Below are 12,004 nucleotides of genomic sequence, written 5' to 3' on the forward strand. Positions count from 1 at the left end.
TTCCCTCTCACGTAGAAACATGGTTAACTGGGAATATAACACCATTTTCATCTATAGCTCTTACTTCTGTTATCTTAGAATTTAAGTTTGTTCCATATAGATGAAGCATTGCTTTCAATCCACCTTCACCAGGCTTTACAAATACTGTAATATCTGTATTATTTTCATTATTACCTTTATAATCATTTGCACTAGCTCTAATTGCACCTAAAGTTTGTTCGTCTTTATTTTTTCCTTTTGGAAGAACTGATGCTGCTGTCATCTCTCCATAACTTACCATATTGGTATAATCAGCTTGTCCTTTAACTGATGCACTGAACACATATGTTATTGTTTTATCTGTTTTATTCTCTGGTAAAGTAAATCTTACAATAGGTTCTACTCCATACTCAATTTTAACAGGAATATCAATAGATTTAGTTGTTCCACCTATATTTATAGAAACATTCAAATCTCCTTCTTTGAGAACTCCCATTCTGTTACCTTTTATACGTACAACAGCTTCTCCACCTTTATAATCATAAAGATTATTGTCATATTTTGTTTCATAAATTCTTGAACTTGTAGATATTGCCCATTGAAGATCTCTTACAATGCCTCCGTTATCAGTAATTAATGAACCTTCCTTAATTATAAGCTTGGCACTTGTTTTTATTTTTTTAGGTTTTTCAAAGTTTATTATCAACTTATTATCTTTAACTGATATTTTATCATTTTCTCCTAAAAAAATATTTCCTTGTTCATCACTTGCATTCCAAACAAACTCTTTTACATATATCAATTCTTTTATCTTTTTAGGATCTTTTTCTAGAAATTCTAAATTCTCCTTAAATGTAGCCTCTATTGTATTATCATCTGGCATTTCTACATATATTGGATTAAGTTCTGTCTTCCATATGTTCTTCTTCAATTCAACTGTAATTGGCTTACCATCGAATTCCTTTTTATTTAAAGTTTTTATCTCTGTACTGTCAACTGTAAATGGTATTGGATTATCTAACTTATATTTTTTAAAAGATTTTTCAAGTAATATAGCTGCATTTTTTAGTTCTTTTCTTTGAACTTTTATAGCCACAATACCGTTTTCATCAGCTTTATATGTATTTTTTAATGGTGAAAAAGAATCCATATCAGTAACAGAAAAAACACTATCATTTATAGGATATCCATTCTCATCAACTACTCTTAATAAGATTGTATCTTTTCTAGCTTCTGGTGCATCTACATCTTTTACCTTTATTACAATATCTTTTCCTTCATACTTAATACCATCGATTTTATCCCACTGAGTTCCCTCATTGCTTGTAAGTTCGTATTCACTTCCACTTCCATTCATAAACATAAAATCTCTATATGGTTTTTTAACAGATAGTGCGAATTCACCTGCTTGTGTCGGTTTTCCAACCTTGCAGTTACCTTCCGTATCTGTAACTAGAGTTTCAATAACTTTATCATTATTGTTTACATCTATATAATCAATTTTTGCGCCCATAATTGGAGCATTATTTTCATCAACAAACTTTACATTTATTTTTTCAAGCTTATTTTCTGGTGTATCTGGAACTTCTGGTATATTGGGATTTTCGGGAAGCCCTGGATCTACCGGTTCTGATGGAATTTCTGGAGTAATTACTGAATCATTTTCTATTAATTCAACTAGTAGTTCAGAACCATTAAACTCTTTGTCTTCAACCTTTATCCAGCTTTCGTTATCACATTGAAGTGAATAGTTAAATTTATTTGGTATTTTCGGATCATAGTTTCTACGGTTACTTAGGTCAAGTTTATAAGAACCTTCATATATAGGCTTTGTAACTGTCATATACCCATACTTATCGGTTTCATAACTTGCAACTGAATTTCCACCATTTTGTAAATCAAGTAGCTTAAATCCGATTCCTTCTATTGGTTTACCTTTCTGATCTATAACTTTAACTCTTACTTTATCAAATTTTTCTTCTGATTTTATATCATCTTCTATTGATGTTGGCTTAGAAGTTTTTTCCTTAACTTCTACAACAAATTCTTTACCATTATAGTCTTTTCCATCTACTGTTTTCCATTCGTTTTGATTATATATACAGGTGAATGAATTCTTATTCGGTATGCTACTTTCATAATTATTCTCTGAATCTAGAGAAATAGCATATGTTCCTATAAACTTCGGATTTGGAATATTTACAATTCCAGCTTCATCACTAATATATGTCCCTACTACAGTAGAAACCACTTTATCAATAAGTTCTATTTTTGCACCTTTTACAGGCTTTTTATTCTTATCTAAAACCTTAATTTTTAAATTAGTTAAATCACCTTTTTCTTTGGGATTCGTTTCACCAGGGATTTCAGGCTTTATTTCTCCTTCATCAGAATTTGTTACTTCATCGGGAACAATATTTCCTTTTTCTTCAAGCTTTATATTTATAACTTTTCCATCATATTGCTTACTAGCAATTACAATTGGTGTAGAGTTATTAGAAACAATATATCTACCTTTTCCCTCTACAATATTATATTTCTTAGCTACTGAATCATCTATTTTTAATTCATATGGTTTCGCTTCTAAATCTGCAATTGGTATTATTATCAAGCCGTTTTTATCAGATGTAGGAATATTTAAAGGTTTATTTTCATCAAATGCCTTCATTAAATATTTAACACCTGATATTGTATTACCATTATTATCTGTTATTTTCAATCTAATATTTTCGTTATCTACTTCTTTAAAAGAATCTTCGCTTTCAACAACTGTATTTAAATGTATAGTCTTTACTTCACCATCAAAATCCTTTTCATCAAAAGTAATATTGTTTTCAAACTTTTTTATTTTATATTCTCTTTTGTTTGAGCCTACCGTTTTATCAACGAAATTAGAATATTGTGGATCTGATAATTCTATAATATAATCGCTATTTTTCAGTTCATCTACACTTAATATACAAATTCCTTCACTGTCTGTTTTATAGTCTTTAGTACTAGCTGTCATTTCATCCTTTAAAGTGAATATGGCATTCTTAACAGGACTCCCAACTTTATCTACTACTTTTATTCTAATATTATTTTTATCTTCTGAATTTTCAAAAGATTTTTCAGAAAGCAAACTGCACTGTCCGCTATTGCATTCTGTCTCTAAAGCATTTGAAAAATCAATAGCTAAATTACTAGTAAAGATAGTAAATGCTAAAGATATTGATAATAACTTTTTTACTCTTTTATGCATTATTTTCCCCCTTTAGATATTTTATTATAATAAATTGCGCAATCTCAATATTTATATTATATTATAATATTTATTTTTTCAAATTGATAAAATCAATATATATTCTACCCATATATTCTAAATATCTATATCGTTTCATTATATTAAAGTTGGAAATAACAAGCGAAATAACTTAAATAACATTAAAGACGCATTATTTAAAGTAAAGAAAAGTATATTTAAGATATTTTTTATTTTTTAAAATTTATCTTATAAATTGATTATTTACTTATTTATAGTAAAAAATAAACTTTTTATTTTATTTAAAAAAATAAATTCAATTAGGTTAAAATTTACTAAAAATATGAGTTTTTTATTATATTGTATTTTTCAATAGCTATAATAGACACTTTTAATTTATATGTTACAATATATAGAAAACTGCTATATTTATTAGCTATAAAATAAATATAAAGAGTGAGAATCCCACTCTTTATATTTTAAAATCATAGTATAAAAAATTCCATTATTTTCGATATCACAAGGGTAAAAATAGCAAATAGCAAGCCAACTGTTAGAAAAGATATTGAACTTATAAACAACTTCAGTAGAATCACCTGATATTTAAGACCTAATACACAGAATATAAGATTTATTAAAAATATAAAGATAACAAATACTACTAATCCAAAAGTGCTATTTGACAAATCTTCCTTGCTAAGATCCATGTGAGTAGTAACTGAATACATAAGATAGATAAATATAATATAAGATAAAAAATTATGACTCCTAAAAGGATTTAAACTTTGTATTATGGCTAATACAATACTTATATATATATTTATAGTATCTTTTACATAGTTTATATTATTCATATAGCTCATATTAATATTGAAGGTTTTCTTTATGCTATTAAATTCATTTGGGAGAAGAATCCACATACATAGTATTATAAATATTGTTCCAAATATAATTGGTGCAACTCCTATAAAGAAATTCCCCGCTCTTTGATATTTGCTATTTATATTACAACTATGGTTTACATATCCCATGATTCCATCATATCTGCTTTTAAATGGACGAAATAGAGAAAACTCTGTTATTCTATGCCTAAAAATAAGACAAAACACCATATGACTAAATTCGTGCACTATTGTTCCTACTAATCCAGTTACAAGCAGTCCATTAAAACCAAAACTTGCATATATAGAAGATGAATTTTTTTTTTCTACAAAACTAAACATAGCTCCAAATGTCAATAATAGTATCATAAAAAAGGTAGTATAAATTATTGATGTTTTTATATATTCTACTATCACTTTTTAGTCCCCCAATTATTTTTCTCTAATATCAACTGCTTCCAATCTATATATAGGCATTCCCAAATTCATAAATTTTTCTTCATATTCTGTTGTCACATTACCTTTAAAATCACTTTCTACTAGGTCTAAAGTAACATTTTTCAGAACCCAATCATTTTCTGAAAATTCATTTAGACTAAATTCAAATAGACCTTTATTGTCCGTTTTAAAGTTAATGTCACCCTCATCTTTTAGTTTTTTTCTATAAAGTTCAAGAAAGTTTCTGTGTGTAAGCCTTCTTTTGGCACATCTTTTTTTAGGCCACGGATCACAGAAGTTGATATATATTCTAGATAATTCACTGTCATTAAAGTAGATTTCAAGAAACTCGACATTTCCCCAAATAAAAGCTATATTATCTAATTTTTGCTTATCTGCTTTTTCAACAGCCCTTACTAAGACTTCTTCTTTAACTTCCAAAGCAATGTAATTGATATTTGGATTTTCAGCAGCAAGAGTAGTGATAAACTTTCCTCTGCCTGTTCCCAACTCTATATGTATTGGATTGTCGTTTTCAAAAAACTGACTCCACTTTCCTCTATAATTATCTATAATATTATTATAAACATCATTTTTAACGGGAATTCTATTATCAAATATTCCTTCCTCGCATTGTTCTACGTTTTCGGGAACCATCTGATCTATCATTCCATTTATTATATAATCTTCATACGAAAGAAGCTTTTCATCAGCTCCCCTTCTTTTTCTTCTTCTCATAAAAAACTCCTTTTTAAAAATTATTATCATTCAATAAAAGTATACCTTTTTAGAAAAAAACTGTCAACTTACTTAATATTATATTACAGCTAATCTTAGGACTACTATTTACGCCATTATGATTTTCTATAGAAAAGTATATAAATAATATAAAAAAACCGACTTTCATTAATTGAAAGTCGGTAGTATGACCGAAGTCTTTAAAAATCTAATAAGTTTAATTTAGTGACAGCCAGAGCATCCACTACATCCGCTCTCCATGTCTTTTAAGCTTTCTGGTATTACTCTAAATCCTCCACCTATGTCCTGTATAAGCATATCTCCGAACTGGTCATATTCCTGTTCATCCATAACGAATTCTAATTCTTCCACTAAGCAAGATACATCACTTGGCTTCTTTTCATCTAAAGCTAAACCAAAAGATGGTCCTGAACAAGCTGCACCTGCAAAGTACATTCTTATTGAAGTAGGAACTCCTTCTCCCTGTTCTGATATTATCTCTCTTAATACTTCTAATGCTGTGTTAGCTGCTTCTACTTTCATAATATTTATCCTTTCTGCATATAGTTTTATTTTAATCACATATTTGCCTAATGCAAAAATACGCACCAGCTACATTTATATGGTCGATATATCTGTCGACTAGTTAATTATACCATATAAGTAATAATATTAAAAGTTATAGCTAAAGTTTATAATCTAAAAACAAAGAGCAAAATAACTATTTTATATTTTGTTACTTATAGCTTCTATTGAGAATCTATAGCAATTAAAATTAGTATTTCTCTATTTTTATAGCATATTCTTCAAAATATTTTTTACTAATTAAAATTTTAGATTTTCTAAAGCATAATTCTTTTTCTATCTATCCAGCTTTGCATTTCTTCAGCTGTACTTTCTTCAAATATTTCGTTTATTTTATTTAACATTTTCTCTCTATCATTAGGCAAAATTCCCTTTATAAACATTGTATTTGAATTATGTGCCGATGAAAGAAGAGCTGTACTTTCTGGATTAAGATTTTCCACTAAAGCTTTAAGTTCAACAAGTCTATCGTATTCTGTGGCTTCCTTGTATTCACCTCTTTGAGTCATTTCCCAAAGTTCAGTTCCAGGAACTAGGGTTACGGACATAGGGAATATAGCTCTACAATTTACTTTACTTAACATTTCACCTGTCATTTTACCGTTTTCAATTGCCTTTTCAACGCCTTCTCCCATCAATCCTGTCAATACCATGGCATAATAATAATATCCATACTGATCTAATCTTTTCATCTCTCTTACAGCTTCATCGACAGTATTTCCCTTATTAATAAATTCAAGTGCCTTTTGATTTCCGCTTTCTACTCCTATGTAAAGATCACTTATACCTGCTTCTTTTATTGCTTTAAGTTCTTCATCGCTTTTGCTCTCTATATCTTTTATAGAAGCGTACATAGAGATCACTTCTACCGTTGGTATATACTTATGTATTAACTCAGCAATTTTTATCAATCTATCTGCTTTTAATACAAATGGATTTCCATTTAGAAGAAAGACTCTTTTAGAATTTCTATAAAAAGGATGTCTACTTGCCTCTATGATATCGGACTCTATTTGCTCTAGACTTTCTATACCAAATCTTACATTTCTATACATACCACAAAATCTGCATTTATTATGTGTGCAACCGTTTGTAACTTGAAGCAAAAGAGACCTCGCTTCCTTAGGTGGTCTGTATATCTGATCATCGTACTTCAAAAAATCACCTTCTTCCTATATCTATATCTTACTATCTTTTCATAAATTTTGAAAGTGATAAAAAGTAATAAGAATTAATTATTACATTCCTTCTGTTTTAAATACTTAAACAGTAATATTTCGAAAATTAAAAATTCAATAAAATAAAATTGTCAATAAGCCTTGTTTTACCAATATAAACAGCTAAAGCTATAATAACGTCATTTTCTATTAATTCAATTCGCTCAAAAGTATCAAAATCTAGAATCTCTATATAATCTATTTTGGCAAGGTCTTCTTTTTTGATAGTTTCTACGATTATATTAGCTATTTTTTTAGTATCTTTTTCTCCTGAAGAAATTATATCTCGTGCTTTATCGATGCTTTTTTTCAAGATAGTTGCAGCTTCTCTTTCCTCATAGTTAAGATATCTATTTCTAGAACTTTTTGCCAAGCCATCATTTTCTCTAACTATTGGACAGCCTTTAATATCTATATCGAAATTCATATCTTTTACCATTCTTTTCACTATTGCAAGCTGTTGTATATCTTTCTCGCCAAAATAAGCTCTATCAGGAGCTATTATATTGAAAAGTTTCGTAAGGACTGTACATACACCTCTAAAATGTGTCGGTCTAGATATGCCACACATAATATTTGTCATATTTTCTCCTGGAATCATGTATGTTGAAAAACCATTTGGATACATATCTTCTGGATTAGGATTAAATACATAATCCACGCCTTCTTCTTTGCATATTTTAGAATCTCTTTCTATATTTCTTGGGTAGTTCTCATAGTCTTCTCCTGGAGCAAATTGTGTGGGATTTACGAAAATACTAACAATTACTATTTCATTATCTTTTCTTGCTCTAGAAATAAGACTTTTATGCCCTTCATGAAGACATCCCATAGTTGGTACAAAACCTATAGTTTTTCTTCCTTTTAAATTTCTTGAAACTTCTCTCATAGTGTTTATGTCTTTTATTATTTCCATAAATTGCGACCTTTCTTATCTTAGTTTATATAAAAACTATTTTGTTATTTCTTCTATATAGCTATCTATTTCATTCATTACATCATCATCAATTTTGAAGGTATGCTTTTCTTCTGGGAATTGATTTCCTTCGACATCGATTATATATTCTTTTATTCCATTTCTCATCATTTCTCCAACATTAGAAAATTTTTTTACAAACTTCGGTGTAAAATCATCATACATTCCAAGCATGTCATTAACTACAAGAACTTGACCATCACACCCTACGCCTGCTCCTATACCTATTGTAGGAATTTCCAGAATTTCACTTATTCTTTTAGCTAGTCGTTGAGGGACACATTCCAAAACAACTGCAAAAGCTCCAGCTTCTTGAACAGCAATAGCATCTTCTACTAATTTTTTAGCTGTAACTAAATTTTTCCCCTGTACCTTGAAGCCACCAAAAGAATTAATTGCTTGTGGCGTAAGACCGATATGTGCACAAACTGGAATTTTTGCTTCTGTAATAGCTTTTATTATATGTGAATACTCCTTGCCACCTTCTAACTTTACACAATTTGCTCTACCTTCACTCATAAATCTTCCAGCATTTAACAATGCATCTCTTACACCAGTGCTATATGACATAAACGGCATGTCTCCTATTATAAGAGCATTTTTTGCACCTCTTGCTACAGCGGCTGTATGATGAATCATATCATCCATTGTTACACTTAACGTATCTTCGTAGCCTAGCATCACCATTCCTAGTGAATCACCTACTAGAATTGAATTTATTCCACACTCATCAACTATTTTAGCTGTAGAATAATCATATGCCGTAAGCATAGTTAGTTTTTCTCCATTTTCTTTCGCTTTTTTAAAAGTCATTACAGTATTCTTCATTTTTAATATTAGGCAAAAGCCTATCCTCCTATATAAACATTGATTATTTCCTGTTTTTTAGTATAGATTTTATGCTTGAATAATCTCTATCAGGATGTTTTTTTTCGGCAATCTCTGTGATACAAAGACTAAGAATTCTATAAGCATTATTTAAAGTATTTAATTTTTGATTATCCCATAATTCTTCCAATAACTTTAAATGTTTGCTAACTGTTTTACAATCATTTCTTTCGATTGGTCCAGTCAATGAGCTTTCAAGGTCTGATTCAAATAATTTTTCCATATTTTCTAAAGCAAGAAACTTCATTGCTTCAACTGATTCTTTTTCGCTAAAACCACACTGATCCATAAGATCAAACGCCATACTAGCAATTCCTATTACAAGATTACTCATAAAAACTGATGCCACATGATATTTTACTTTGTTTTGGGAATTAATTATTTTGTATTTATTTCCTTTCTCCCTAATTAATTCTGTCATTACCTTTAAGGCATCTTCATCACCTTCTAAAGTAAAATATGAATCTTTCATTTTAACGTACGAAGTTCTTATATCACTTACTGCCATTAGTGGATGCATCGAACATGATTTTACTGCCTTCTCTGATGCGTTGAAGAAAATTTCCGACGAAAGTGAGCCACTACAGTGACACACTATTTTATTTTGAATATTATATTTTGATATTTCTTCCCAGACTTCATATATAATATCATCTGGAGTTGTAATTATTAGAATATCACATTTTTTTACAAGTTCTTCTAAATTTTCAAACTGTGCTGATCTAGTGAAGTTTGAGGCAAAATCTGAACTAGACATACTCTTGCTATAATAACCACATAGAGTTGCTTTGTTCGTATTGCTAAATAAATATTTGCCAATACTTGTTCCAACTTTTCCAGCACCTATAATACCTACTTTATTCATAGTTATCACCTCCTTGATAGAGTGCAATACTAATAATTATACTTTTTGAGATTTTAATAATCTCCTACTTTTAATATTTCAAAACGTGCAGTTTCTTCAAGAATACCACCATAATAAAATTTAACATAATTTTCATATAAAATCAAGAATTTAAAATTGATGGAACTTAAGTCCTATAAAACTTGCAATCGAAATACTTGTAAAACTTATTATTAAATTTAGTATACCTTTATTCTTTTTCATTTTTAAACCTTCCAAAAATCATTTTTTGTAAAAACATAGTTCTTAAATTAAAAGGACAAAAGATTAATTAATCCTTTGCCCTTTCATGATTGTTTAACTCGAGGTTTTTATTTTTGAGAAAATATTTTACTTATCTATATTAAATTTTATTGTATTATAATATTTTAAAAAACTTAAATTTATTTGCTTGATAAAGCAGTTTCATATGCTAAATTCAAATTAGTGATTGCATTATCTATATCAATACACTTTGAAGCTGGATTTAATTGAATTCCCACAGCTTTTGTTATAGCTTTATTTAACTCCTTATATGTTTCAAAGGATTTTTTATTTAATATATACTTATCCCTGTTAATTCTTGTATTCCAAATAGTTTTATCTAATTTAGATTTATAATAGATTGTTGCTGTGTCATCAGCAGTTAAATCTGGATATGTTGAAACCTTTTCAATCAAACTATCTAGCACACTTTCTTCTTCCTTCAGTCCTTCTACTGATTCAAACGGATTTATTGCTTTTGCAACAGCTTTAGTAATTTCAAGCCCAATTTCAATATGTGCCTTTTGGATTTTATTAGTTAACTCTGTAGTTGCAATGCTAATAGTTTTACCACAATGTATCAAAAGTTCTATTCTAGCTGAAATGGAATCTATGTCATAGATTGTTTCGGGATTAGCTTTTAATTTATTAGACGCTTCTTCAATAGATCTTAATTGAACTAACTATTTTTTATTATATTCATCTTATTAATATATAATTTTTTTAGACATTAAAAATATAACGCTGACAGATAGTTAAACTTATAAAATATTTCTTAAGCACTAAACTACTGTCAACGTTATGAATTATGAAACAATCATTCTATTTATATTGCTCTAGTGTATTTCTTTAGCCATTCTCTTTCTTTTTCATTAAGATTTGGAGATACTACTTCGAATACCTTTGCATGGTATTCATTAAGATCCTTCTTATCTCTTTCTGTAAGCATTTCTGGAATTATAGCATCAAGGTCAAATGGAACAAATGTTATAGTTTCATGGTACATAAACTGTCCATACTCATTTGCTTCTCCCTTTCTTACTACAAATTCATTTTCTAATCTTACACCGTGAGAACCTTCAATGTATATACCTGGTTCATTAGTTATAACCATACCATCCTGTAGAGGATATACTTCATGAGCTCTATACTGCCATCTGATACCAGTTGGTGGTTCATGTATATTTCCTAAATAACCTACACCATGTCCTGTACCATGATTGAAGTTTATGTTTTCTTCCCAAATTGGCTGTCTACAAAGTATATCTATATTCATTCCGTTACATCCATATAGATATTGTGCTCTTGCTAATGCAAGATTACATCTTAATACAAGTGTAAAGTGTCTCTTTCTTTCTTCACTAACTTCACCTATTGCAAATGTTCTTGTAATATCTGTAGAGCCTTCCATAAATCCAGCTCCTGTGTCAGATAAGTAGAAGTTTCCTTCTTCAATCTTAACATCTGTTTCTGGAGAAGATTCATAGTGACACATAGCTGCATGTTCACCATATGAGCTTATTGGAGCAAAAGACTGCCACTTGTAACTTGGATGTTCTTTTCTCAATGATTCAAGCTTATCACTTGCGCTCATTTCTGTTGCACCTTCCTTAAGGGCATCATTCTTTAACCAATACATAAATTTAGCATGTGTTATAGAGTCCATAACTTCAGCCTTATTTATGTTTTCTATTTCTACTTCATTCTTCATTGCCTTAAATAAAACTGTAGGGTTCATTTCTTCCACTACCTTAACATCCTTTGAGATGTTGTTATATAGGGCATAGTTAAGTCTTCTAGGGTCTATAAGTATTGTGTCTCCCTTTCCAAATTCCTTAACATCTTCATATATATCATTGTAAGGTCTTAATTCTACATTGTCCTTTGCAAGAATTGCCTTTATTTCATCACTTA

Annotated in this window: 10 protein-coding genes; all 10 read right to left on the reverse strand. The window is 29.2% G+C overall.

All coding sequences use genetic code 11. The annotated features are described in order from the left end of the window. Nucleotides 1–7: 7 nt before the first annotated feature. Complete coding sequence (locus BMY82_RS01360) at nucleotides 8–3,220, reverse strand: hypothetical protein (RefSeq protein ID WP_091973668.1); 3,213 nt, start codon at nucleotides 3,218–3,220, stop codon at nucleotides 8–10. A 485-nt stretch (nucleotides 3,221–3,705) separates the two neighbouring features. Continuing rightward, on the reverse strand, nucleotides 3,706–4,518 hold the full coding sequence (locus BMY82_RS01365) for a hypothetical protein (RefSeq protein WP_242938882.1): 813 nt from the start codon (nucleotides 4,516–4,518) through the stop codon (nucleotides 3,706–3,708). 15 nt (nucleotides 4,519–4,533) lie between these two features. Continuing rightward, complete coding sequence (gene trmB, locus BMY82_RS01370; protein ID WP_091973671.1) at nucleotides 4,534–5,277, reverse strand: tRNA (guanosine(46)-N7)-methyltransferase TrmB; 744 nt, start codon at nucleotides 5,275–5,277, stop codon at nucleotides 4,534–4,536. 222 nt (nucleotides 5,278–5,499) lie between these two features. Next, nucleotides 5,500–5,820, reverse strand: a complete 321-nt coding sequence (locus BMY82_RS01375; protein ID WP_091973674.1) for an iron-sulfur cluster assembly accessory protein — start codon at nucleotides 5,818–5,820, stop codon at nucleotides 5,500–5,502. A 299-nt stretch (nucleotides 5,821–6,119) separates the two neighbouring features. Further along, nucleotides 6,120–7,019: a radical SAM protein gene (locus BMY82_RS01380; RefSeq protein WP_091973677.1), complete on the reverse strand. Its 900-nt coding sequence runs from the start codon at nucleotides 7,017–7,019 to the stop codon at nucleotides 6,120–6,122. Between the two features lie 127 nt (nucleotides 7,020–7,146). Next, entirely contained in the window at nucleotides 7,147–7,995 is an 849-nt protein-coding gene (gene panC, locus BMY82_RS01385) for a pantoate--beta-alanine ligase (RefSeq protein ID WP_091973680.1), read from the reverse strand. A 36-nt stretch (nucleotides 7,996–8,031) separates the two neighbouring features. Continuing rightward, entirely contained in the window at nucleotides 8,032–8,883 is an 852-nt protein-coding gene (panB, locus tag BMY82_RS01390) for a 3-methyl-2-oxobutanoate hydroxymethyltransferase (RefSeq protein WP_091973682.1), read from the reverse strand. A 43-nt stretch (nucleotides 8,884–8,926) separates the two neighbouring features. Beyond that, entirely contained in the window at nucleotides 8,927–9,808 is an 882-nt protein-coding gene (locus BMY82_RS01395) for a Rossmann-like and DUF2520 domain-containing protein (RefSeq protein ID WP_091973684.1), read from the reverse strand. 422 nt (nucleotides 9,809–10,230) lie between these two features. Continuing rightward, a complete protein-coding gene (locus tag BMY82_RS01400) occupies nucleotides 10,231–10,755 on the reverse strand; it encodes a CAMP factor family pore-forming toxin (protein WP_091973687.1) in 525 nt (174 codons plus the stop codon). A gap of 161 nt (nucleotides 10,756–10,916) precedes the next feature. Then, nucleotides 10,917–12,004: M24 family metallopeptidase (locus tag BMY82_RS01405; RefSeq protein WP_144019709.1), on the reverse strand; the 1,088-nt coding region annotated here is incomplete at its 5' end.

Source organism: Peptostreptococcus russellii, from assembly GCF_900110295.1.
GTDB classification, from domain to species: domain Bacteria; phylum Bacillota; class Clostridia; order Peptostreptococcales; family Peptostreptococcaceae; genus Peptostreptococcus; species Peptostreptococcus russellii_A.